At 65.1% G+C, this 24,512-nt stretch carries 21 protein-coding genes; 8 read left to right on the top strand and 13 right to left on the bottom strand.

The features are described from left to right. Positions 1–2 precede the first annotated feature (2 nt). The gene (locus P1K32_RS00825) at positions 3–1,076 is read left to right on the top strand and encodes a DUF7973 family transport facilitator (RefSeq protein ID WP_276250839.1); all 1,074 of its coding nucleotides are present in this window, start codon (positions 3–5) and stop codon (positions 1,074–1,076) included. A gap of 63 nt (positions 1,077–1,139) precedes the next feature. After that, positions 1,140–2,312: a Cdc6/Cdc18 family protein gene (locus P1K32_RS00830; RefSeq protein ID WP_276250840.1), complete on the top strand. Its 1,173-nt coding sequence runs from the start codon at positions 1,140–1,142 to the stop codon at positions 2,310–2,312. Here P1K32_RS00830 and P1K32_RS00835 read toward each other — a convergent pair. The 3 genes from P1K32_RS00835 to kdgK1 form a co-directional block, all read right to left on the bottom strand. Further along, entirely contained in the window at positions 2,309–3,280 is a 972-nt protein-coding gene (locus tag P1K32_RS00835) for an ROK family protein (protein WP_276250841.1), read from the bottom strand. The genes P1K32_RS00830 and P1K32_RS00835 overlap by 4 nt on opposite strands. A 52-nt stretch (positions 3,281–3,332) precedes the next feature. Beyond that, positions 3,333–5,090 (bottom strand): pyruvate kinase, encoded by a 1,758-nt coding sequence (gene pyk / locus P1K32_RS00840; RefSeq protein ID WP_276250842.1) that lies wholly within the window; start codon positions 5,088–5,090, stop codon positions 3,333–3,335. A 121-nt stretch (positions 5,091–5,211) separates the two neighbouring features. Beyond that, positions 5,212–6,171, bottom strand: a complete 960-nt coding sequence (gene kdgK1, locus P1K32_RS00845; RefSeq protein WP_276250843.1) for a bifunctional 2-dehydro-3-deoxygluconokinase/2-dehydro-3-deoxygalactonokinase — start codon at positions 6,169–6,171, stop codon at positions 5,212–5,214. A 1,350-nt stretch (positions 6,172–7,521) separates the two neighbouring features. Between kdgK1 and P1K32_RS00850 the strand changes: the two genes are divergently transcribed. The 3 genes from P1K32_RS00850 to P1K32_RS00860 all read left to right on the top strand — a co-directional run bounded on the left by P1K32_RS00850 (position 7,522) and on the right by P1K32_RS00860 (position 9,604). Then, a complete protein-coding gene (locus P1K32_RS00850; RefSeq protein WP_276250844.1) occupies positions 7,522–7,935 on the top strand; it encodes a DUF5805 domain-containing protein in 414 nt (137 codons plus the stop codon). Then, entirely contained in the window at positions 7,932–8,969 is a 1,038-nt protein-coding gene (locus tag P1K32_RS00855; RefSeq protein ID WP_276250845.1) for a tyrosine-type recombinase/integrase, read from the top strand. The genes P1K32_RS00850 and P1K32_RS00855 overlap by 4 nt, the downstream gene beginning before the upstream one ends. Before the next feature lie 404 nt (positions 8,970–9,373). Then, positions 9,374–9,604, top strand: a complete 231-nt coding sequence (locus P1K32_RS00860; RefSeq protein WP_276250846.1) for a hypothetical protein — start codon at positions 9,374–9,376, stop codon at positions 9,602–9,604. Positions 9,605–9,616: 12 nt separating this feature from the next. Here the strand turns inward: P1K32_RS00860 and P1K32_RS00865 are convergent, their stop codons facing one another. From P1K32_RS00865 to P1K32_RS00885, 5 genes are all read right to left on the bottom strand, one after another. Beyond that, positions 9,617–10,138 carry a phosphopantetheine adenylyltransferase gene (locus P1K32_RS00865; RefSeq protein ID WP_276250847.1) on the bottom strand — a complete coding sequence of 174 codons (522 nt, stop codon included), beginning with the start codon at positions 10,136–10,138 and terminating at the stop codon, positions 9,617–9,619. A gap of 917 nt (positions 10,139–11,055) precedes the next feature. After that, positions 11,056–11,688 carry a DUF7344 domain-containing protein gene (locus P1K32_RS00870; protein WP_276250848.1) on the bottom strand — a complete coding sequence of 211 codons (633 nt, stop codon included), beginning with the start codon at positions 11,686–11,688 and terminating at the stop codon, positions 11,056–11,058. Positions 11,689–11,913: 225 nt separating this feature from the next. Beyond that, the gene (locus tag P1K32_RS00875; RefSeq protein ID WP_276250849.1) at positions 11,914–13,281 is read right to left on the bottom strand and encodes a nucleotide sugar dehydrogenase; all 1,368 of its coding nucleotides are present in this window, start codon (positions 13,279–13,281) and stop codon (positions 11,914–11,916) included. Beyond that, entirely contained in the window at positions 13,262–14,257 is a 996-nt protein-coding gene (locus tag P1K32_RS00880; protein WP_276250850.1) for a Gfo/Idh/MocA family oxidoreductase, read from the bottom strand. The genes P1K32_RS00875 and P1K32_RS00880 overlap by 20 nt, the downstream gene beginning before the upstream one ends. After that, positions 14,254–15,354, bottom strand: coding sequence for a DegT/DnrJ/EryC1/StrS family aminotransferase (locus P1K32_RS00885; protein ID WP_379690594.1), 1,101 nt, complete (start codon positions 15,352–15,354; stop codon positions 14,254–14,256). Before P1K32_RS00885 ends, P1K32_RS00880 begins: the two co-directional genes overlap by 4 nt. Positions 15,355–16,163: 809 nt before the next feature. Between P1K32_RS00885 and P1K32_RS00890 the strand changes: the two genes are divergently transcribed. After that, complete coding sequence (locus P1K32_RS00890) at positions 16,164–16,445, top strand: ArsR/SmtB family transcription factor (protein ID WP_220587307.1); 282 nt, start codon at positions 16,164–16,166, stop codon at positions 16,443–16,445. Here P1K32_RS00890 and P1K32_RS00895 read toward each other — a convergent pair whose 3' ends face one another. Together P1K32_RS00895 and P1K32_RS00900 are read right to left on the bottom strand one after the other, a co-directional pair. Beyond that, a complete protein-coding gene (locus P1K32_RS00895; RefSeq protein WP_276250851.1) occupies positions 16,446–16,577 on the bottom strand; it encodes a hypothetical protein in 132 nt (43 codons plus the stop codon). A 104-nt stretch (positions 16,578–16,681) separates the two neighbouring features. After that, a complete protein-coding gene (locus P1K32_RS00900; protein ID WP_276250852.1) occupies positions 16,682–17,875 on the bottom strand; it encodes a carboxylate--amine ligase in 1,194 nt (397 codons plus the stop codon). Between the two features lie 302 nt (positions 17,876–18,177). Here P1K32_RS00900 and P1K32_RS00905 point away from each other — a divergent pair, with 302 nt between their 5' ends. Next, on the top strand, positions 18,178–19,278 hold the full coding sequence (locus tag P1K32_RS00905; RefSeq protein WP_276250853.1) for a DegT/DnrJ/EryC1/StrS family aminotransferase: 1,101 nt from the start codon (positions 18,178–18,180) through the stop codon (positions 19,276–19,278). Then, the gene (locus P1K32_RS00910; protein ID WP_276250854.1) at positions 19,275–20,279 is read left to right on the top strand and encodes a Gfo/Idh/MocA family protein; all 1,005 of its coding nucleotides are present in this window, start codon (positions 19,275–19,277) and stop codon (positions 20,277–20,279) included. The genes P1K32_RS00905 and P1K32_RS00910 overlap by 4 nt, the downstream gene beginning before the upstream one ends. Here P1K32_RS00910 and P1K32_RS00915 read toward each other — a convergent pair. The 3 genes from P1K32_RS00915 to P1K32_RS00925 form a co-directional block, all read right to left on the bottom strand. Further along, the gene (locus P1K32_RS00915; RefSeq protein WP_276250855.1) at positions 20,276–21,127 is read right to left on the bottom strand and encodes a methionyl-tRNA formyltransferase; all 852 of its coding nucleotides are present in this window, start codon (positions 21,125–21,127) and stop codon (positions 20,276–20,278) included. The genes P1K32_RS00910 and P1K32_RS00915 overlap by 4 nt on opposite strands. 78 nt (positions 21,128–21,205) lie before the next feature. Then, on the bottom strand, positions 21,206–22,675 hold the full coding sequence (locus P1K32_RS00920; RefSeq protein ID WP_276250856.1) for a flippase: 1,470 nt from the start codon (positions 22,673–22,675) through the stop codon (positions 21,206–21,208). Then, the gene (locus P1K32_RS00925; protein WP_276250857.1) at positions 22,672–24,510 is read right to left on the bottom strand and encodes a hypothetical protein; all 1,839 of its coding nucleotides are present in this window, start codon (positions 24,508–24,510) and stop codon (positions 22,672–22,674) included. The genes P1K32_RS00920 and P1K32_RS00925 overlap by 4 nt, the downstream gene beginning before the upstream one ends. Positions 24,511–24,512 lie beyond the last annotated feature (2 nt).

Here is a 24,512-nt window from a genome sequence, read left to right on the forward strand (position 1 = left end):
ACATGGTGGACCCAGTACTACTGCAGATTGACGCTCTCGGTGGCCGAACCGCCGTGGAGTTCGTCTACTGGCTCATCGCCGCGTTCGCCGGTGGCTGCTTCGGTGCCGCCATCGGTGCACTCCCGGCGTTCTGTTTCACCGGCTTCGCGGTCATCGCCGGGGAAGCGGCGAACTTGGTCGGCGTTGAGGTCGGTGAAGGCGTCGCCGGCGGCGTGACCGGCCTGGTCGGCTTCGGTCCGGTGTTCGGCCCGCACATCGCCTTCGCCGGCGGTGCGGCCGCGGCTGCCTACGCCGCGAAGAAGGAGGGCGCCATGCCGCCCCAGGAAGACGGTGGCTACCACCCCGGCAAGGACATCGCCTACGCGCTCGGGACCCGACCCGACGTGCTGGCGGTCGGTGGTATCTTCGGTATCTTCGGTGCCATCAGCAACACGCTGCTGGGCAGTCTCGTCGCCACGGCCGTGGCCTTTGACACCATCGCCTTTACGGTGTTCTTCTCTGCCCTGCTGCACCGCATCGTCCTCGGCTACTCGCTGTTCGGCTCGCCCGGCGGCAGCGGCTACTTCGACATGACTCCCTTCGAGAACGGCGAAGAAGTCGCCGCCGACGGCGGCAGCGAAGTCATGCGCCCGGCCGTCGAACCGTGGCTCCCCCACCAGTACAAGTGGGGCAACGTCGCGTTCATCGGCCTCATCGCCGGCCTGCTCGGTGGCTTCCTCGTCATCTCGACGAACAGCATGTTCCTGGGCTTCGGTATCTCGGCGGCGTCCCTGACGTTCCTGAACCTGGGCGTCGAGAAGATTCCGGTGACCCACCACATGACCCTGCCCGGCAGCGCCGGCGCAGCCGCGTTCGTCGCAGACCCGACTGGGACGTCCCAGATTGTCGCCCTGCTGCTGGGCGGCGCCTTCGGTGTGCTCGGTGCGCTCGTCGGTGAGGCCGGCCAGCGTATCTTCTACGCACACGGTGACACGCACGTGGACCCGCCGGCGTTCGCTATCTTCGTCTGCACGATCCTCATCGGCATCCTGTCGGTCGCCGGTGTCACGCAGCGGGGACTGTTCGCCGTCTTCTAAACGTCCGGCCAACGTCGGATTTTCATTTTTGTACGAACCTCGTAGTCCGAGCACACACTAGCAATGGATATAGAAGCCAGAATCAAGCGACGGCAGCGACACGACGGCGAGCCGCGCCTGGTTCAGGACTACGAGACGCTGTCGCCGGTGACCCACATCGACGAGCCGGCAGACAGGGGTCCGCTGCTCGAGCGGTTGCTCGACCACCTGGACCCGGTTTTCGATGGGAAGCTTCCCGCCAACGCGTACCTGTACGGTCCGAGCGGGGTCGGCAAGAGCGCCGTGGTTACGGCGCTTTTCAGCCAGCTGAACCGGCTGCCGACCGAGACACGGACGGTTATTCATACGACAACGCGGGCCCAGTCGCTGACCTCGCCCTCCTTTGTCTATCTGGACAGCAGACAGACCACGAGCGAGTTCGCCTTCTACCACGCGGTACTGGACTCCCTGGTCGAGGAGTCGGTCCCAGAACACGGTATCGGGACGGAGACGTTGCGGGCCCGCCTGCACGAGGAGCTTGACGGTTCGCGGACTGGCGTCGTCGTCGCCGTCGACCACGTCGGGGAACCCCGGAGCGCTTCCGAGAGCGACCTGGTCGACCTGTTCGCGGGACTGCCCAGTAACGTGAGCTGGCTGGCGATAGGCCGGAAACGTCCGGCCGAGACCGAACTCACCGAGTACACCGCCGAGGCCATCCGCGTCGACCCGTACCAGCAACAGATGCTCGTCGACGTATTGATGACACGGGCCTCGATCGGACTCTCACAACAGGCGATCGAACACGACCTCGCCGACGAAATCGCCGAGTGGGCGAACGGGAACGCACACGACGCCCTGGCCGCGCTGTTCATCGCGACCCACCACGCCGAACAGGCCGGTCGGTCGGAACTGATTCGGGCCGACGTCGAGGCGGCGATCGAGGAGATACCGATACCCTGTGTCTCACTGGGTATCGTTCTCGCCCTGCCGGCGAACAGGCAGGCCGTGTTGCGGGAGCTGGTCGACCTGGACGAGGAGGAACGGTCCTCCGTCACGGCGACCACTGCGGCCATCGGCGGGTCGGAGAACGTCGACCTCTCGCCGGGCACTGTCAAGCGGTTTCTGTACGAGATGGCAGAAGCCGGGGTCGTCGAACGCGTCCAGGCCGCGACGCAGGGCGGGCAGGGCAGACCGCCCAGCCGCGTCGAACCGCGGTTCCCGCCGACGGTGTTCCGGCGCCTCTACGACCTCGGTTAACGCACTGCCGTCGAGTCGCCGGTACCGCCGGTCAGCGCCGAGGCGAGCGCCCCGCGGACCACGACGTCGTCACCGTGTGTGGTCAGCTGGAGGTCTGGGATGTTGGCCATCACCATGTCGTCGAGCCGGTCCCTGATAGGGTCCAGTATCTGGTCGGGATTGTTGATGGCGACGGCGCCACCGATGGAGACGACCAGCGGCGCGAAGGCGTGGACCATGTTGGCGACACCGATAGCGTTCCAGTGTGAGATCTGGTCGAGGACGTGGGTGGCAAACTCGTCCTCGCCGGCGTACTCGAAAACGTCGGCCGCGGTAAAGCCCTCCGTGTCGATGGGGAGGGCGGTCTCGACGGGGTCTTCGCGGTGGAGGCGGGTGGCATAGCGGGGGATGTTCTCGCCCGAGCAGTACGCTTCCCAGTGACCGTCGTGCCCACAGCCACAGGTCATGAAGCCGTGTGGATCGATGGTCATGTGGCCGACCTCACCGGCGTTGCCGTCCCACCCTCGCAGGACGTTCCCGTCGACCGAGACGCCGGCCCCGATTCCCGAGGAGATGGTGAGATACACCATATCGTCGGGGTTCCGGTCGGCGTAGTAGCGCTCGCCGATGAGCCCCGCGTTGGCGTCGTTGTGGAGGTACACCCGGTCGGTGTCGAAGAGGTTCTGTACGGGCCCGACGAGCGGGATGCGGTCGATGGAGTCCGGGAGGTTCGCGGGGTTCTCGACCGCGCCGCCGGCCAGGTCCAGCGGGCCAAACGAACCGATACCGGCCGCGACGACCTCCGACGGTGCGACGTCGGCCGCCTCGCACGCGCCCCGAAGGGCGTCGAGGACGGCCTCGGTCACGGCGATACCAGTCGGCCCGCGTGGGGTGTCTCGCTTGTGAGAGGCGATGACCGCCCCGTCAGCGTCGCCGATGACAGCCCTGATATGCGTCGCACCGAGGTCGGCCCCAGCGTATGCGCCCATTTGGTCAGACGGTGGCTCTTTGAGTACTTAATTGCACAGATTCGCGGTAGCTTTACCGGTCGGGGAGCTGTTCCCGGCCGGCGGCCTCCTCGTAGACGACACCGCGTTCGGCATCGAGCGTGAGGATGTCGTCGTTCTCGATGCGGTCGGGCAGCGTCGCGTCGGAGACCATCGGCACCGACAGCTCGCGGGCGACGATGGCGGCGTAACTCGTGACGCCCTCGTGGGCGTCGACGATGCCGCCGATGTGCTCGGTCTCACCGGTGAACTCCCCGTCGAAGGAGCTGGGAACCACGAGAATCGCACCGTCGGGGGCGTCGGAGATATCGCCGTCGTCGACGTGATAGACCGGTCCGGTCGCGAGTCCGTCGACGACCGACCGGCCGCTGACGACCGTCTCGGCGGCGACGTGGACCTTCAGCATGTTCGCGGTGTTCATCCCCTCCAGTTCGGTCATCATCCCCGAGAGGACCACGACGGTGTCACCGCCCTCGGCGGCCTCCGTGTCGAGGGCGGCCTGGACGGCGCTCTGGATGACGGCGTCGGCACCGTCGTTGGTGTACTCTGTCGTCACAGGGATGATGCCCCACGAGAGTGCGAGCTTGCGACGGACCCGATCGCTCGGCGTCGAGGCGACGATGGGAATCGAGGGGCGGTACTTCGCGGCCTTGAGCGCGGTGTAGCCGGATTCGGAGGCGGCGACGACGGCGTCGGCGTCGATGTCACGCGCGAGAAAGCGCGCCGACCGGGCCAGCGCGTCGGTCCGGGTGTCACCGGCGTTGGGGATGCGCTGTTCGCGGGACTCGGCGTACTCCTCGCTGCCCTCGACGTCGCGGACGATACGGTCCATCGTCTCGACGACGCGGGTCGGGTGGTCACCGATGGCCGTCTCGCCCGAGAGCATCACGGCGTCGGTGCCGTCGAGCACGGCGTTGGCCACGTCGGAGGCCTCCGCGCGGGTCGGTCGCCGGGAGTGAATCATCGAATCGAGCATCTCCGTCGCCGTGATGACAGGAACACCGGCCTGGTGACACTTCCGGATGATGCGTTTCTGGAAGATTGGGACGTCTTCGAGGGGCGTCTCGACGCCGAGGTCACCACGGGCGACCATGATACCGTAGGCGGCCTCGATGATGCTATCGATGTTCTCGACGGCGCCCGCTCGCTCTATCTTCGCGATGATGGGGATGTCGACGCCCTTCTCTTCGAGGGCTTCGTTTATCTCGTAGATGGCGTCGCCGTCGCGGACGAACGAGGCGGCGACGAAATCCGGTTCCTTCTCGGCTGCGACCTCGATTTCGCGCCGGTCGTTCTCCGTTATCGTGGCCAGGTCCAGGTCGACACCGGGGACGTTGACGCCTTTCCGGGCACCCAGCGTGCCGCCGTTCTCCACGTGGGCGACGACGGTATCGCCGTCGACACTCTCGACGGTGGTCTCGATGCGGCCGTCGTCGAGCAACACGCGGTCGCCCGTGCTTGCACTGCCGATAGACTGAGAGAGCCCGACCTCCTCGGGAGTGGCGTCGTCGCCGACGGCGAAGCGGACCGTCGACCCCTTTTCGAGCTCGATGGGCTCGTCGATAGGCGCGGTCCGGACCTCTGGGCCCGGCATATCCAGCAACGAGGCGACCGGCGTGTCGACCCGCTCGTCGACCTCCTTGATGCGGTCGATCATCGTTCGGCGGTGTTCGGGCGACCCGTGGCTGGCGTTGAGCCGTGCGACGGACATACCGGCCTCTGCCAGTGACTCTATCTGTTCGACCGATTCGCTGGCCGGACCGAGTGTACAGACGATTTTCGCGCTACGCATCGGCGGCTCCCCCTACAAAACGGAGTGTCGGCGACGTCGGTAGTTGAATCATACTCCCCCGTACCGAGCCAGGGGATAAGAAGCTTATCAGACACTGCAGTTTTCGCGGGCCGGCGCGGGACTACCGGGACAGCGACTCCGTCGTCCCGCCGATGACCTCGCGGACCTCCCCCGGAGTGACGGTCGCTATATCACCGGGGATGGACCGTTTCAGCGCAGCGGTCGCGGCGCCCCAGGAAAGGGCCTCCTGGACCGACTCGCCCTCGAGATACTGCGAGAGAAAGCCCCCGACAAAGGAGTCGCCAGTCCCGACAGGGTAGGCGTCCGGCGCCTCGTAGGTCGGCTGCGTGAACGCCTCCCCCTCCGAGAGCGCGAGTGCTCCATCGCTGCCACGGGTGACGAGGACGACCTCGAACCCGTACTCGTCGTCGAGCTCTCTGGCGATGGCCTCGGCGTCGCCGTCCGCCTCGAGGACGTCGCGGGCGTCGCGCTCGGCGACGACCAGGATATCGATAGCCGGGAACTGATCGGTAAGCACTTCCTTCGCCTCGGTCGGCGTCCAGAGGTTCGAGCGGAAGTTGACGTCGAAGCTCGTCAGCGCCCCGGCCGACCCCGCCCGTTCGAGCAACTCGGCGGTCGTCGTCGCCAGCGTCTCCGACAGCGCGGGGGTGATACCGGTCGTGTGGAAACAGGACGTATCCGAAAGCACCCTGGTCGGTAGCTCGTCGGCGGTCGCAGTGGTGACGCTCGCGTGCGCGCGGTCATATATTACTTCGCTCCCTCGCGGCGGTCGGCCCTGTTCCAGGTAGTACGTGCCCTGTCGACGCTCGGGCGAGTCGTCCCAGACGACGTCGACGGAGACACCGTGGCTCCGGAGTTCGCCGGCGACCTTCCGGCCGATAGGCGAGTCCGGGAGTTTCGAAAGCCAGATGGCGTCGAGCCCCAGGCGCTGGGCTGCGACAGCCACGTTGGACTCGGCACCCGCCACGTCGACGTCGAACTGGTCGGCGATCTCGAGACGCTCCTCGTCGGGCGGTGAGAGCCGGAGCATCGTCTCGCCGAACGTAACCAGGTCAGCCATATCCAGTCGTCGTCGCCGGGCAGACATAAATCCCGCCAAACCTCGGCCCCCGAGGCGAACAGCGAACACCCCAGGTTCGATTCCCTGAATGGACAGGGAATTCTGTGGGGTACTGGAGTTGGATTGGATATAGCGCTATACAGTTTACGAGTCGCTAGACAGCCACTGTGGCGTTATATTCAGTTGACATTTTGTTGCTGGCAATGCGGACTGTGGCCGAAAATTCACCAGTTCGAGGGGCGCGACGGAGTCCATATCAGCGTTCAGTCGGCTCCAGCCGGCAGCGAGTGGTTCACTGCGGAGGGCGAGGAGGAGAGCGACTCGCTGGCTGGAGACCGAATCTGTAGTCGGCCCTCGGAGACATCCACCGAAGGGCTCCGGTCAGACCCAGTCGCCTGTGGAGCCATAATCACGCCCCCGAGAACGGCCAATCCACGCTGTCCGGTAGCGGAGGCCACCGTTGCAGCGAGTCGAACACTTCTCGGTGCCGCACCGGGATGGCCCATATCGTAGCGCGTATAATGGTGTATCCGACACGCGAGCCACTATACTATCGTTGTCTCAGTACGAACGAACGCTACTCCACCTGGTGCCGACAGCTGTACGAACTCCAGCTGTCAGTATGAAAACGAGTCGCCGGCAGTGACCAGCGACTCAGAGAGTCGAGCTGTCGTGGTCGACTGCTAATCGACCAGAGCGACCCGCTCTGGCGGTCGCTACCCCTGGGTCGAGCGGCAGAAACGGAGCCTCGTTCTATGCCGGCTCGCAGTCCGCCACATCGCTATCGACCCATCCGAAGTCGGTCAGACGAGACGAAGGGCCCGGCTGCGAGTGGCAAGGACCGACGGGAGTGTATCGCCTCGAAGAGCCCCGGGGAGACAGCGCAAGCGCCTCTCACGGGCGCTGAGGGACACTGTGGTAGCGAGAGGGCCGGAGCTGTGTAGAAAGGTACAGCCAACCGGAAGGCCCTGCTGGGTGTCGCTGACCATCGCTCGACGAAGCCAGTCCGGTTCGATACCGGACTGGAGAGGCCACTGATCGTGGCCCACGTATCTGCATAGTCCCTGCCGGGCTACCGGGTACAGTCACCCCGACGATCTGGACAAGTGGCCCACCGACTGAGCGACGCGACCCGGCGACGACCGACGACAGTTCGTGTTCGACGAGTAGACAGCCAACAAACCCCCCAAATTTAGATTTGTGAGTCTAGACTCATTCTCTCCCAATAGTGTCAATCTAACTCCATTAACGCCGTGATTTGGCCGATATTACAGCCCTATCTGCACAAATAAGTGTCTTTATCCGTGACTGTAGCACTAGATTGAAGTGCCCGGGGAATGACCCCCAGATATGGCAGCCGATGGCGAGGAGCGCACCTCGGTCAGGACCTACGTTCCGAAATACCAGAAGGAGAACTGGCAGTCCCACGCCGACGATCTCGACATGAGCCAGAGCGAGTTCGTCCGGACGATGGTACAGGCGGGACGAAGCGGATTCGAACCGCCGGAGTCGGAAACAGCCGAGGGTTCGGCGAGCGCCGAAGAAACGGAACCCCGTTCTCCGGACGCAAACCCTGGGGGTAGCGGCCTGAAAGACCGGGTCGTCGAGGCCCTCGCTGACGGCGACCACTGCGACTGGGACGACCTGGTCGCTGCCCTGACCGACGACATCGAACAGCGACTCGACGAGACATTACAGGAACTCCAGTCAGAAGGGCGGGTCCGATACAGCGGCCGCCACGGGGGGTACGTGCTGGACGAATGAGCTCCGACACCGCGACACCCGAACCAGACGAGGACCCCATCGGGTACTTCCTAGACGACGTGACCTACCACGGCAAAAGCGAGCGCACACGGGCCTTCTACGAGCGCGTGCTCCGGGAATTCCAGACGTATCTGAGCGAGGGCAGCCACCCCACCGCAGTGGCTGCCGCCTCCCACAGGGACTGTATGGCGTACGTGCACGGACTCAGAGGCGACCACAGCGAGAGTACCGTCGCGACGTACGCCTCCTATCTGCACCGGTTTTTCGCCTACATGACGCAAGTGGGCACCTTCGAATCGAATCCGATGGCGCTGGTGATGGAGGAGATGGACGAGTCGATAAACACCGACCCGACCAGACGCGAAATCAGTGTCGAGGAGATGCGCGCCTTCGTCGGAACTATCGGCCACCCCCTGGAGCGAGCCGTCGTTCTCACCCTGTTGAAAACTGGGATGCGGGCCGGTGAGCTGTGTAATCTCGACGTTCAGGACTGCCACCTGTCAGAACCTGGACCCCGTCCCGAGGTGCCCGTGCGCGCGGCCCTCGACGGGCGCGAGGACTCCCTGTACGTCGCCGCCGAGCCGAGTCGCGGTGCAGTGACCAACGGCGAGAGACGTTCGGCGTCGAACAAGCGAAAACGCGACACGACTGTGCCTGTCGACGACGAACTCGCCCGCACACTACGGCGCTGGTTGGCGATTCGACCCGACGTTCGCTCAGACGCCGAGCCCCTGTTCGTCTCGACGAGCAGTGACTGGGGCAAGCGGCTCACCCCCGATATGGTGCATCACCTCGTCGAGCAACACGCCCGGGACTACGGCTGGTACCGCGACGGCGGCGGAACCGAGGAGAACGTCACACCGCACTACTTCCGGCACTTCTTCACGACCCATCTCCGGGACAGAACCGGGGACCGTGGGGTCGTCAAGTACCTGCGTGGCGACGTGGCACAGGACGTCATCGACACCTACACCCACGAGTGGGGGAGCCGCGTCCGGGAGAGTTACGAGGCAAATATCTACTCGCTCTTGTAAACGAGAAACTCGTTGGTGATTTCTCCCGACTGCTCCCGACCATATAAATCATATACCGCTATATCAAAGCCGGGCGCGTCGCGAGCTCATTTGCATCCCATTCTACGATGACTGGTCACCCGTTGCTACCCAGAAAATAACAACTGTACGCTTGTTATTTGTCCCCTGATTCGACTACTCGACTCGACAGCGGTGTGTCCGGCGAGCCGTCGTCCACCCAGTCCGGGCGGATTCAGCGAAAAGTAGGTACTATAAAACACAGCGATAACGACTCTAGTCAGTAATTAACTGGATTTGTCACTGTATATTTATATTTGTGCCGTTCCAGGGCGTCATGTCATGGTTGACGAATGTGCACACACCCATGGGGTGTGGGAAGCTTCGGCGCGTAGGTGGGGTAACCGATGAGCAGCGACGCAGAGGGCGAGAAACCGTCTCACGAGCACCTGCAGGACATCTTCGTCGAGGTGACCGGGACCGACATCTGCGTCGAGACACAGGAACAGGACACCGAGCCCGGTCGTGACGTCGCCCCGGAGGGCGATACCACGGCCGAGTACGTCTCGTCGATGGTGCAAGACGACGGCCTCTCCGAGACGCTGGCCGAACCGAACGCGGAGAGCCAGCGGGAGTAGACGGCCCCTCGGTCAGTCGTCGTCACCGAGCAATCGTCCCTGGGCGTCGATCTCGCCGTTCCGGATTCGCGTGCTGCTTATCCGCAGCCCGTCTTCGGCGACGACGAACGGGGACGTATGTATCTCGAGCGGGTGATACCCCCGTTGCAGTCGCTCGTCGTTGAGTTCGCGGGCCCGCTGCTGGGCCTTTCCTTCCGGCGCGACGACGAGTGCGTCGGCGTCCTCGCGAGTCGCGGCGGGGCCGAACGTGTCCGTTATCTTCACGATGTCCCACGTCGCCGGGTACGCGCCGCTGATGCGTTCCAGCGTGTCCGAAAGCGCCTCCCGGCGCTCGGAGAACGACCCGAGGAGCTCGGCGTGTGAGGGGTCGCTGCGCGTCTCCCGCGCCAGCGACTCGGCCGTGAGACCGACGACGACGTGCCCGTCCCCGTCGCCGTCGTGACTCGCGGTCTGAAACGCGCTATGGAGCAGCGCGCGGTGTCCGTTGTGCACCGGAGTGAACGTGCCGCCGAGGATAGCGATACGTGCTGACATATCCGTCGGTAGGTGGGGCACAGTGATGTAGGTGTGGGGACAGGGGTGAACAGGAGAACACGGGCTTGACGGTAGCGGTAACGACCATGATGCGGGGAGAATATAAGTTATATATAATCATGCATACTGCCGTGCACTGTTGTACCGTCGCGACCCGGCGAGGCCTCCACTGGTCCTGTCCCTCGGCCGCAGTCGCGACAGCCGGAGTTTGTTTTTCGCGTTCCAGCGTCGCCTGTCCCAGTGACAGGGAACTGCGACCGGCCCACGACCTCGCACTCGACTGGTTATCTTGGCTATCGCCGCCGGCCCCGCGTGGGCGACAGGTCTCCGTCAGGAGAGACCGACCCGACGTTCGATGGCGTCTGGTCCAGCTGTATCGGACCGAACGCGACGCGCTCACGGCAGAGATGTACTGTATACGAAACTTACCGGATACTGGTAGATGGGGCCCGTATTCGTCAGGCTGTGCCGTCGAACACGTAGGAACAGGGTTACAATACTGCTGTCGGCTGTCCGTTCAATTGCCGACGCGCGCCGGTGACGGCGTGATACTGTCGGTCGTCCGTGCGTTCGTCTCCGCCACACGCTCGCGTGTGTGTCGGAGCGGGACCCGGTACAACCGGCCGTATAAGCAGTCGGCCACCCAAACCCGGAACGGTTCACCATCCACTTGTGTCCGACATAACGGGGCGCAGTTGGCTGGCCGTTACGTGTACCCCATCCGACTCGCGTGCAGGCCGGCGGCCGGCCACCGCTCCGGACCCACCCCCTTCAGACGGATTATTGTAGTTTCTTACCGATATCGCCGACCCCGGGTCGGACGATCACCGGTAAACAGCTACAATAATCCGTATCAGTCCTGCCGGTACTCGCGAAGACGACACCGAAAAGATAGTTCCGTGTGACCCCGTCTGCCGTCAGTCGTCGTCGCGTGCTTCTGTGACCCAGTGACACGCCGAGCAGAACGCGAACGTCGCGACGACGAGTCCGAGCAGCCCCATTACGAGACCCGAGCCGAGGCCGACACCGAGCGAGAGCGCGACGATGGCGATGCCGACCCCCGAGATAGCGCCGTAGTACTGGTGCCACTGGACGCTATCGTCTTCGGCCGGGCGGTCGAGATACTCGGTCAGACAGTCCGCCTGCGGAGCCAGGGCGACGTGTCCGCGGTCCTGGTTGAAGTCGACGACCCCCATGTCGTCCATCTTCGGGAGGTGACACTGGTAGAGCCCGACGTAAACCCGCTTTCGCTGGCTGGACGTGAGCTGGTCCGTCGTCGTGTCGTTCTCGATAGCGGCGACGTGTTCGGCCAACTCGCCGAGCGAGACGCGCTCGTCGGACTCCTCGTCTCTGAGATAGTGGATGACTTCGCGCCGGCGGCTGTTTTTCAGTATCTCGAACACCAGGTCCAGCGAGAGCGGCTCCGGCTCTTGCTCGGCCTCGGTGACCCCATCGTCCTGCGGTGCCGTGCTGTCTGGCACCTCCTCTTGATTCTCGGTTCCCGTCGGTTGGTCGGAAGTGGTACGTGCGGTCTGGTCCTGGGTACTCATGTATGGTCCTCCGTGGCCCGGAATCCGGACTGTACGCAGTCCTCGGAACGGGATTGGCTCCTTGCACCCCCCGATATCCTGCAAGACCTGTGGGTTGTCCGAACCCCATGCGCCTGTCAAAACAGTCATTCGTCCCACACTTAATACTTTGTTTTGACAGATATGTTATACGTACTGTTCAGGTAGCTTCGGATACACTGCTCGATGTCAGCAGTGCAACGTCGCTTACGACCGCCCGGCACCGACGGTGTAGGTCGTAAGCGGGGTCGTCCCGAGAACGTCCCGTGCATCTACCACGACGGCATCGCCGAACGCCCCGAAGTCGAGGTCGCTGTACGCGTCGTGGTCGGTCATCACGACCACGGCGTCGTACCGGTCGGCAGTCGCCGCCACGTCGGCCATCGAGCACGCGCTGGCCGGTAGATCTGGGACGGACGGCACGTCGACGGCCGGGTCGGCCGCCCAGACGTCCGCCCCGAGTTCGTCGAGTTCGGCGACGACGGGCCGCGTGGGCGATTTACGCGTCTCGTCGACACCGGCGCGATAGGCGACGCCAAGCACCAGGACCGTGGCGTCCTCGATAGCGACACCGTGGTCCTCTAGCAGGTCGACGGCGGCGTCGGTGACGAACGACGGCATCTGGTCGTTGACCGCGCGGCCCGTCTCGACGAGCGGCAGGTCCCTGTCGACCGTGGCCGTGAGGAAGTGCGGATACAGCGGGATACAGTGGCCCCCGACGCCGGGCCCGGGGTCGTGGATATCACAGAACGGCTGGGTGTTGGCGACCTCGATGGCCCGGGTCACGTCGACGTCGAGCGGTTCGGCTACCGTCGCGAGTTCGTTGGCAAGCGCGATGTTGACGTCGCGGTAGATGCCCTCGAACACCTTCACACACTCCGCGGTGGTGGCGTCCCCCGCGTGGATGACGTCGTTGCTCGTCAGCTCGTCGTACAGCAGGCCGGCGACGCGCTCGCTCTCGTCGTCCACGCCGCCGACCACCTTCGGGTAGGCGCCCCGTATGTCCTGGATCGCACGGCCGCTCGCGGTCCGCTCGGGACAGAAGGCGACGCCGAACTCGGTGGGGTCCAGCCCGCTACGCTCGGCCAGTCTGGGCGTGACGACGTCCCGGGTCGTGCCGGGGGGGACCGTCGATTCGATTATCACCAGGTCGCCCGTGTCGAGTCCCGTACCGATGGCGTCGACGGCCGCGAGTAACATCGAGAGGTCCGGCTCCGTCCCCTCGATGAGCGTCGGGACGATGACGACGTGGACCTGCGCGTCCGTGGCCGCCTGTCCCGACTCCCTCGTCGCCGACAGGGAGCCGTCGGCGCTCGTCTCGGCGACCAGTTCCGACAGCCCGGGCTCGCCGTCGACCGGACTCTCCCCGGCAGCGACGGCCTCGACGACCGTCTCGTCGATGTCGACGCCGACGACGTTTCCGGTGACGTCAGCCAGAACCGCGGCCAGGGGCAACCCCATCTTCCCCAGGCCGTAGACGGCGACCGGAATCTCCCCGGTGGCAAAGGCCGACTGGAGCGCCGTGCCGGCGCGGTCACCGGCGTACACCGCCGCCTCAGATTGTGCTGCGGTCACCGACGCTCACCTCCTCCAGGGCGAGAGTCCGCGAGTCCGCTATCGAGCTTATCTCGTCGGCGAGCAACATGGCGTAGAGCCCGTCGCTCCCGGTGGTCCGCGGGGTCGAACCGGTTCGAACACAGTCGACGAACGAACGCAGTTCCCGCTTGAGCGGTTCGTCACTGTCCACGGCCGGGCGCTCGATGATGCTCTCCTGGCTGTAGCGTACGTCGCCGTTCTCCGTGTGATAGGACGGGTCCGAGTGTCGATAGATGCGCACCGACTGGTCCATGAAATCGACGTTGACGTGGCACTCGCGAGCGGTCACAGAGAGATCCCTGATGCGTTCCTGCGTGACACGGCTTGCCGTCAGCGAGCAAAGCGTCCCGCCGTCGAACTCTATCTGGGCGTCGGTGTAGTCGCCGTCACAGGCACCGATGGCGGTGACACCGGCCACCGCGTCGCCGAACAGCGAACAGGCGATATCGATATCGTGTATCATCAGGTCCATCACGACGTCGTCTCTGACGTCCCGCGAGACCGGTGGGCCGAGCCGGCGGGCCGACGCCGCGATGGGTTCGACGTTCGCGAGGACGTCTTCCAGCACGTCGACGACCGGGTTGAACCGCTCGATGTGACCCACCTGCAGGGTCACGCCGGCGGCTTCAGCCCGGTCTATGAGTTCGCGGCCCTTCTCGGCGTCGGTCACGAACGGTTTCTCCACCAGTACGGAGACGCCCGCATCGATGGCCGTCGAGGCGACCTCGTAGTGGTATCGCGTGGGGACGGCGATAGAGACGAGGTCGACCATCCCCAGCAGTGTCTCCAGGTCATAGACCGTAGTCCCGTAGGTCGAGGCGACCTGGGTGGCGGCCCCCTCGTCGGCGTCTGCGATACCGACGAGTTCGACCCCCTGTATCTCGTTGTAGACGCGAGCGTGATGTCGGCCCATGCTGCCGACGCCGACGACGCCGGCGGCCAGTGGTTCGGTCATCTCGAAAACTCCGTGAGCGCGTGGGTTATCTGTCGGACGTCCTCGGTGGACAGCTCCGGGTGGACCGGGATGGAGAGGACCTCCTCGGCGGCCTGCTCGGCGACCGGTAACTCGACTGTGACATCCTGGTAGGCCGGCTCTTCGTGAATCGGTCGCGGGTAGTACACCGCCGACCCGACCCCGTACTCTTCCAGATGCGCGGCCAGGGCCGCCCGGTCGTCACAGCGGACCGTGTACTGGTGGTACGCGTGGCGACAGCCCTCGGGTGCGACCGGTCGCTGTATCGGCGCGTCCGCGATGGCGTCGTCGAACTGGGCGGCGTGGTCCCGACGGGCCGCGACGAAATCGTCGAGCTTCGAGAGCTGGACACGACCGATGGCCGCACAGAGGTCCGGCATACGGAAGTTGTGCCCGACGCGCTCGTGGCCACCGTCCGGCCCGCGGCCGTGGTCGATGAAGCTGCGACAGCGCTCGGCCACGTCGTCGTCGTCGGTGACGACCATGCCGCCTTCCCCGGTTGTCATGTTCTTCGTGGGGTAGAAGCTGAAACAGCCGGCGTCGCCGAAGCTGCCGACGGGGTCGCCCCGGTAGGTCGCGCCGTGGGCCTGCGCGCAGTCCTCGACGAGGACCGCGTCGTGTCGGTCCGCGATCGCCTGTAACTCGTCGATGGGCGCGGGACAGCCATAGAGGTGGACGGCCAGAACCGCCTCGATGCCCTCGGCGTCCGCGACGGCGGCGACGTGGTCGGGGTCTATGTTGTACGTCGCTGGGTCGATGTCAGCGAACACTGGGCGTGCGCCGACGTGCCTGATAGCGTTCGCCGTCGCGATAAACGAAAATGGCGTCGTTACCACGGTGTCACCGGGGCCGATGTCGAGCGCGGCGAGGGCCGCGTGCAGGGCGGTCGTCCCGTTCGTGGTCGGGACGCCGTGTGCGACGTCGCAGTAGGTGGCAAACTCCGCCCCGAAGGCCTCGACCGCCTCACCGCCGCTGAGCCGACCGGAACCGAGGACGTCGGCTACACTGTGGAGTTCCTCCCGGCCGACAGCTGGCGAGGCTATCGAGATGGTCGGCTCCTGCAACTGCGTCTCAGTCACGGCGCGTCACCGCCATACGGTGGGAATATACCGACTCGTCCGGTCGGTGTCGATTGGACAGCGATCACGGTTTTCGGCAAGCAAAGTATCGGCATTGTTATGTGTGGCTTGCACTGAGAAACGTCGAGTTTCGTCCGAGACGGTGTCTGCATGGGACGAGAGCGGACCAGTTCCGGTCCACGTGAGTTCCGGTTCGTTTTGCCGGAGATACCCACTCTGTATCCGGTATATGTGATACGTAACAAAGGCGGGTCCACGTGTGTATCTCCCAACAGTGGCTTCGAGGCGGGGACGTCCGCATCCACATGGAGAAATAATGAGACAGGCTTCAGTCGAGACCAGTTGTCCGCTCCGGAGAACGGTGGCCACCCGGCGCACCTCCGCCGTGGATGGGTTTATATGTCACTGTACCGAAACTATATCCCAGGCCCGGACAGCGAGGCCGACCCCGCGGACGGGTGGTGTCGCTACAACGCGTCACCGGCGGGACGATACGGTCGACACACCGACGGAGTCACCGGAGCACGGGTCGCCGACCGTCCGGAAACGCCGACCGGGCAGCTGGCACTGCGAGCCCACGTCGTCTTCGCCTCGCTGTCAGTCGCACAGCTCACGGACGAACGATATCGCCGGGGGACACGACCGCCGGACCACCAACCGATGACACACACGTGCCGACGTCGGTTCGACCGACCGACCAGCGCCAGCAGGCCCAACCGAACCCTCATGGCTACAAACACACCCGACCGACCGAGCGACCGAACCGAATCTGACAGTGACTGCGACTCGTCCGACGGGAGGAGACACAGATGAGCGAGCCCGACCCGTGGGACGACATCAGTTACGTCATCAGCTCCCGCTATCGCATCGCCACGCTGCGTCGGCTCTCAGACGGGCCGGCGACGCCGTCGCTCATCGCGGACGAGACAGACCTCAGTATCGCCCACGTCTCGCGGGCGCTCCAGGAGCTTCGCGACGCCGACCTCGTGACCCTGCTCGTCTCCGAGAACCGGCGCAAAGGACGGGTCTACGGTATCACTGACGAGGGCCTCGAGGTGTGGGAGACCATAGAGGCCGAGAACATGCTGTGATTACTGCTCGATCGATTCTCCGTCCGGCAGGCTCCCTTCGGGTAACAGCTGTTCCGGGCGACGACGGTGTTTCGGCGTGTCCGCGAACTCGTTGATGCGTCGCCACTCGTCGGCCGTTAGATGACCACTCATACAGCCACAGTGATAGGGCCGAGCGGCTTGGTAATTTAGCGGCTATCGGACGTAAGTGGGGCTTGTAGCGGCCAATGACAGCGTCCCCGGAAACGCGCCTGTCGTTACAGCCCGAGGACGGTGTTCAGTGTGTCCCGGACGAACGGACGCGGGTCGTCCAGACTGAAGACGTCGAAGTTGGGCTGTTCGAGCAGGGACCCCGCCATCCCGCTGACGGTCTCGCCGACCGATGGGCGGGGGACGAAGGCGTACTCCTCTGTGAGCACGCTGTGGAGGTGGACCAGTTCACCACGAAGGAAATGCGACGCAGTGCCCGGGTGATAGGTGGGGTCGAAGGGTCCCGTCGCCCCGTTGGCCAGCTGCCAGTAATAGTGCGGGTAGTCGACGCCGGCGTGGATATCACACGGCAGCGAGGCCCAGAACCGGGGGTTTATTTCCAGCAACTTGAAGGTCCCCGTCGCTTTCTCGCGGATGAACCCGACGGACGCCGGGCCGTGCCAGTCGAGTTCGTCGAGGATAGCGAGCCCGGCCCGCTCCAGTGCCGGGATATCGACCGCCTCGTGGTAGACGCTGGGGCCCCGCGGGTATTTCATCCCGCGCCGCAGCGCCTTCTGGGTCGAGACCACCGGCTCGCCCTCGTCGTACAGCGCGCGGATAGTGTACTCCGTCCCATCGACGTACTCCTGGACGATCGGGACGTGGCCCATCTGGTCGACGAGCGCGTCGACGTCCGGTCGCTCGTCGGGTTCGATATACTCGGTCGTGCCCGCTTCGATGGCGTTCTCGGGACCGAGGTCCTCGACGTAGCGGTCGGCCAGGAAGCCGTACCGGGCCTTGACGATGCGGCGGCCGCTCCAGTCCTCGACGTCGGTCAGGAGCTCGGTATCCGGAACGGCGACCCCGGCCGTCTCGGCCGCGTCGACGAGTGCGACCCGGTCGTGGGCCTGTGCGAGCGTCTCCGCGTCCGGCCAGAGCGTCGAGACGTGCTCGGCGAACTCGTCGCGGTATTTCGAGAGGACGTAGACGTCGGGTTCGCGGACGGGCGCGATAGTCCTGACGGCTGGCCGCTCGGCCAGCTCCAGCAGTGCGTCCCGATAGGCGACGATGTCGTCGAACGGGTCCGGCAGCCGAACCGACTCGTCGCAGTACCGCGACGCGATCGCGGGCGTCCCCTCCCGGTTGGCGGCTGCGATAGTCCGGACGCCGCGACGGCCCAGCGACCGAACGATGTTCAGCGACGCCGGCGCCTGGTTGGAGACGACGACGATAGCGTCATCCGAAGTAGAGTGTGCGCCCATGCCGTCTGACTCGGGGAGCGAGTGGAAAGTTACCTGGAAAATAGCACTTGGAAAGCCAACTATTCGTGGTAGTTGCGATGGGTTCGAAAACTGTCTAGTTACGTGTTATGTAGTGCAACGAGAGGCACACATAGCCTCTCGCTGCCTCATCATGAGTGTAGCCAGTGCGATGAATATATGAGGAGCGCGTGAACTATTGCGGTCGATTTCAGACACCTTTCTGAACCGAAGTGTACCGCAATTTTCTGCCTCGAGACGAACGGTCAGTATAACAATACGTCGGTCTCCGCTAGCCGACGCTGATGACCGAACAGGTCCCGTTTACAGACGTCTACGTCGACGACGACATCGTCGACCGGGCGACGGAGGTGCTGGAGACGCGCCGATACGTCAAAGGGCCCCGCGTCGAAGCGCTGGAAGCACAGTTCGCCGACACCTGCGACGCCGACCACGCCGTCGGCGTCAGCAGCGGTACAGCGGCGCTTTACCTCGCGATGAAGGCGGCAGGCATCGGCGAGGGCGATACGGTACTCGTCCCCGGACACACCTTCTTCGCGACGGTCAGCCCGGTCGTCGAACTCGGAGCGGAGCCGGTGTTCGTCGACGTCGACCCGCAGACGTACACCATCGACGAGACGGACCTCGCCAGAAAGGCGGCGGCCCACGACGACGCGGCCGCCGTCGCGCCGGTCCACCTCTACGGCCAACCCGCGGCGATGGGGCCGATTACGACCGTCGCCGACCGGTACGACCTCGACGTGTTCGAGGACAGCTGTCAGGCCCACGGCGCCACCTATCGGGGCGACCCGGTCGGCGGGCTCGGCACCGCCGGCTGTTTCAGTTTCTACCCGTCCAAGAACATGACCGTCGCCGGCGACGGAGGGATGCTCGTCACCGACGACGCCGACCTCGCGCGCACGGCGAGAGAACTCCGCAACCACGGCCGGGACGACGAAGGGAACCACGTGCGCCTCGGCTTGAACCACCGGATGGACGAGGTGAGCGCGGCCGTCGGGCTCGAACAGCTCTCACACCTGGCCGACTGGAACGCCGACCGCGCCGCGGCCGCCGACCGCTACCGCGAGCAACTCCGTGACGTGGAGCAGGTGACACTGCCGACGGAGCGCGACAACGCGACCCACGTCTACCACCTCTTCGTCGTGCAGGTGCCAGAGCGCGAGGCCCTCCGGGCGCACCTCGACGAGCAGGGCATCGACACGGGCATCCACTACGACCCGCCCGTCCATCTTACCCCGGCGATGCGGGAGTACCTGGACGAGGTTCCCTCGCTGCCGGAGACCGAGCGACTCTGTGACCGCATCGTCTCCCTGCCGATGCACCCGCGTATCACCGACGACGAGATAGACCGGGTCGCCGAGGAAATCCGGAGGTTTTACCGATGAGATACGGCGTCGTCGGCACCGGCTACTGGGGGAAAAACCACGTCCGCGTCGCGAAGGAGCTCATGGACGACGGGGAACTCGACGAGGTGGTGCTGTGTGATACGGACGAGAGTCGCGCCTCGAACCTCGCGGAGACGTACGGCCTGCCCTACGAGACTGACGTCGCGAATCTCGACGTCGACGCGGCGACTGTCGCCACCCCGTCGACGACCCACCGGAACGTCGCGCTGTCGCTGCTGGAGCGGGACATCGACCTGCTCGTCGAGAAACCGCTGGCGCTGACCTCGGCGGACGCCTGGGACATCGTCGAGACCGCCGACGACAACGACTGTACGCTCGGCGTGGGGCATATCTTCCGCTACCACCCAGCGCTGGTCGCGCTGAAACGGCGCATCGACCGCGGGGAGCTGGGGCGAATCAAGTACCTCCAGACCCGTCGGTTCTCGTTTCGGGTGCCTCGGACGACGACGGGCGTGCTCTACTCGCTCGCGGTCCACGACGTGGACATCTACGACTACCTGCTTGGCCGACGGCCCGACACCGTCCACGGGCAGCTCGACTCGTTCGTCCGGGAGAACATCGTCGAGACGGCGACCATCACGTTACAGTACGGCGACACCAGCGGCGTCATCAACTCCTCCTGGCAGGTGCCCGTCTTCGACAAGAAGCGCGACCTCGTCGTCGTCGGCTCCAACCGGTCGGCCTACGTCGACTACCTGGAGAACACGAAACTCGAGCTGTTCGACGCCGAGGTGTTCTCGGACCCCGACGACGGACTCAAGTCCAGAAACGACGGCGCCATCTCACACAGCACGGACGACCGCGAGCCGCTGAAAGTCGAGGTGCAGTCGTTCGTCGAAGCCAGCCGGGCGGGCGAGCAGCCACGCGCCGACGGCGCTGTCGGTGCCCGCGCCGTCGAGACCCTGGAGTACGCCGAGGAGTCGGCCCGCAAGAAGAGCGTCGTGCCCGTCAAGCGGCCCGACACCGTGGCGCAGTTTTAGTCCTGCGTGGCCGCGACGGGGTCGCCTTCGACGCTGAAGTTCGGCACCGTCGCGCCCCCGAAGAGGTCGTCGTAGTTCGTCGCCGTCAGGTAGAGTCGCCGGCCGGAAAGCTCCGTGTAGGCCGGCTCGAACGGCGGGAAATCGAGCGCGCGAATCTTGTCGTACACCGCCAGCTGAGTGGACTCGTCGTCGTCGGCCAGCCGCTCGGCGGGAATCTCTTTCTCGCCGTCGAGGCTCGCCTTGGTGTAGAAGTACCGCTCGCCGTTGTACGCCGACTGCGGCGTCGCGACCCGGTGGACGGCCCCGTCCCGGAGCGTCGTGAGCTGTTCGCGGAACAGGTCGACGGAGGCCTCGGTGACGCGGTCGTACAGGGTCCGGGCCGTGTCGGTCTCCTCGATGGGGACGAACCGGCGGGCGACGATGTCGCCGGCGTCGACCTCCGGCGCCATCACGTGCAGCGTCGTCCCGTAGCGCCAGTGGTCGTCGTCGCGGGCGTTCATGATGGCATGGGAAAAGACGTTGCTCCCGCGATAGCGGGGTAGTTCGGCCTGATGGAGGTTCAGCGGCGCGACGGTCGGGTGGTCGAGCAGTTCCTCGTCGAGTATGTTGGGGTAGTAGACGCTGACGAGGTAGTCCACGTCGTAGTCGAGCACCTCGCGTTCACTGTCTCGGGTCCGGACCCGATGGCCCAGCCCCTCGGCGCGGTCGTACAGACAGCCGTCCCACCAGGTGTCCTCGTCGGGCCCGTAGGTGACGACCAGCTCGACGTCGAAGGCGTCGTGGCCGGTCAGTTCGTCCAGGCAGCGCTCACCGAGCGGATGGCTCCCGAAGAATGCGACCGATGGCATGCTGACTCCTTCCGGAACAGCCACTGTAGTTATGCAGCGCTTGACCGGTCACGGTCCGAGAGTAGACGGCCGCGACGGTCAGGTGATAAACGAGATGACCGCGCCGGGTTCGACCAGCCCGCTGGCCACGGAGAGGGTCGCCCAGACCGCCCCACCGGTGGCGATGACGGCGGCCAGCGAGAACGGTCCGGTGACGTAGGGCAACACCGACAGCACGACGCCGGCCATGACCAGCGCGACGACGGCGACCCGGGCCAGGTCGCTGGCGAGTTCGCCGAGGTTGAACTCGAGTTCGCGGTGGATGTAGTAGACGTTGACGCCGGTGTAGGCGCTGTAGGTGATGACCGTCGCGATGCCGGCCCCCAGCGCGCCCAGGGGCGGAATGAGCAACAGATTGAGGAGGACGTTCCCCGCCGCGCTCGTGGCGCGGGCGATAGCGCGTACCCGGGCCAGCCCGAGGTAGTCCAGTGCCGACCCGGTTATCTTGTGGATGGCTCTGACGATGACGAAGAAGGCGTAGAGCTGTATCAGCACGACGGCCCCGAGATACTCCTCGCCGACGACGTACGTGACGGTGGGTTCGGCCACGATGACGAGTCCGGCCGCCGCCGGTACGTACAGCAGGAGGACGTTCCGCAGCGACTCGAGGTAGATGCGGCCCGCGACACCGGGGTTCTCGGCGGCGGACTGCTCGCCCAGCGTCGGCGTGATGGTGAAGCCAAGCGACGAGGCCGGCGCGATACAGAGGTCGGCGATCTGGCGGGCCAGGGTGTAGAAGCCGACGGCGACCGGCGTCGCCAGCACGCCGACCAGGACGGTGTCGAGCTTGCTGTCGACGACGACGCTGGCCCGCGTGGCGGCGGTGGGGACGCTGTAACGGGCGATGCGGCCCCGCAGGTCGCTCTCGGGCTGGTCGGTCGGCGGAAGGGTGCAGTAGAACCGCGTGTACAGCGCTACGAGCCCGACGGCGACGGTGACCAGGAACCCGATGACGTAGCCGGCCATCGCCCCGGTGACGCCGTAGCCAGCGACGACCAGCCCCGTCGTGACCACGAGCCTCGTGGTGCTGTTTATCACGGTCACGGCGGCGCTGTAGTCGACCCGGTTGAACGCCTGGAAGACGGATTTCAGGTAGCCAAACAGCGACCGGCCGCCGATGTAGAGCCCGCCGACCGTCAACACCGGCGCGACCGCCGGGCGACCCAGTAGGCGCGCCAGTTCGGCGCCCGCCAGCGAGACGGCCAGGGAGACGGTAATGGCGACAGTCAGGATGATAGCGAGTGACCATCGGATGATGTACCGGACCTGGGTCTCGTCGCGCTCGAAGTACTCGTTGACGTAGCGAGCCGTGGCGTTCGGGACGCCGAGCGTGCCGAACAGTTCGGCGATACCGACCACAGAGATGGCGAAATACAGCAGGCCGTACTGGTCGGGTTCGAGCAGGTACCGCGTCAGAACGAGGAGCAACAGGCCGTTGGTCGCCGCGTGGATTATCCGCGCGGCCATCGTCACCTTGAAGCCGGCGGCGATGCGGTCGGCCAGGCTCATCTGCCACACTCGTCCCCGCGGACGTAGTAGAGCCGGTAGTCACCGTTGGTCTGGACGCGCGAGACGCCGGGGTTCTGCCGGAACGAGCGGAACGCCGACTCCGAGTATCTGAAGCCGTCGTAGATGCCGACTTCGCGCTGGTAGTCGCTCGACGTCAGCGGCACGTATCGACACCGGGAGTAGTACTGTGTCGTGTTGCTCCCGAAGACGGAGAAGGGTATCATCGCCTCCTTCCCGGGGAACTCTTCTCCGCCGGGCGTGACGTCGGTCCCGGTCGTCCCGTAGTAGGCGTCGACGTACCGTCGGGGCCCCCCACGCGGGCCGGCGAAGTAGACTTCGGGGTCGCGCTGGTCGAATGAGGTGGTGTACCCCTCGTAGTACGTCTCTGGGACGTGGTCTGAGTCTTTGTACATGTACGGCGACTGGTGGAGTATCATGGCCTGTGGCACCAGCAGGACGACGAGGGCGACGGCGACGGCAGCCTGCCAGTGTCTCGCCGACAGCGAGGGAGAATACGGGATACCGTCCGTGACGGCGACGGCGGTCAGCACAGTCACGAACACCATCATGAAGCCGAGATAGCGGAACGGTTGGCGGGTGACGCTCGTGACGTAGAACAGCCCGAACAGGACGAAGACGGGGACGAAGCCGAAAGTGACGTACCGCAGCAAGCTGTTTCGGTCGGGGAAGCGGTCGTCGAGCTTGCCGGTGACGGCCAGAAGCATCACTACGCCGGCCACCGCGCTCAGCACGGCGCTGACGAGGAATATCTTGACGAACAGCTCGCCGATACCGCTGCCGAGCGTCGACAGCGAGGTACCGACCGTGGATATCTCGTCGCCGGGGTTAGCGCCGTACAGCAGGCCGTTGACCACGGCGCTGACCGTCCCGGTGGCCCGGTCGAAGCGGGGAATCCAGAGGGCGAAGAAGAGTCCGACGAGCGCTGTCTGTGGTGCCAGCGACCGGTGGTCGGTCAGCCGGTCTGTCTCCCGGTACCGGCCGTAGACTCGCGCGAGCAGTTGCAGGCCGAAGCCGGCGCCGATGAGCAGCAGGACGTTCGAGCCGGACTGTGGGTGGATGAGAATCGCCGCGATACCGGCGAGAGTCAACAGGACGCCAAGCGGTGTGGCGACGTCGTAGCCCCGGACCGTGGCCAGCGTCTCCCGTTCGCCGACGTAGCGCAAGAGCAGATACAGCGCGAAGGGGGTGAAGTAGATGGCGGCGGTGGTGGGATACGGGAAGATGTAGGTGTGGATGTTGTTGATGGGCAAGAACAGCAGCGCGAAGAACGTCCCGACGGCGGCGCCTTTCGACCGGGCCCCGATCCGTGTCACACACAGCGCGGTAAAGAGGATGTACATCGTCATGAAGACGGGGATGACGAGCTGCAGCGTCCGCCGCGGTGGGAGGCCTGTAACGCGTGTCAGCACGACCGCGATGGTGTTGATACCGGGATAGAGGAAATTCGCCGGGTTCAGCGACCCCTCGGCTATCAGCCGCGTCCACCCCAGATAGGAGAGTGCATCACCGGAGCCGTTGTAGTAGTAGTCCCGGATAATCGGCAGTATCGCGACGCTGATTCCCACGAGGGAACCGAGCAGCATAGCGAGGCGGCTCCGGAGAGTCGTCGCGGACGCGCGCAATCCGACGGCGATAGCCGCCAGAAGCGCAATAGCGCTGCCGAGCCAGAACAGGACTGGCGTGGCCCGGTAGATAGACATCTCGTACCCCGTGGGCTGGGCACCAGCGGCGACGACGAGACCGACCGTGTACGTGAAATAGCCGACGAGGAGGGCGGCGACCTGGCGCCGTCGGCGCTGCGATGTTACGGCCATCT

The organism is Haloarcula rara (assembly GCF_029338235.1).
In the GTDB taxonomy this organism is placed as follows: domain Archaea; phylum Halobacteriota; class Halobacteria; order Halobacteriales; family Haloarculaceae; genus Haloarcula; species Haloarcula rara.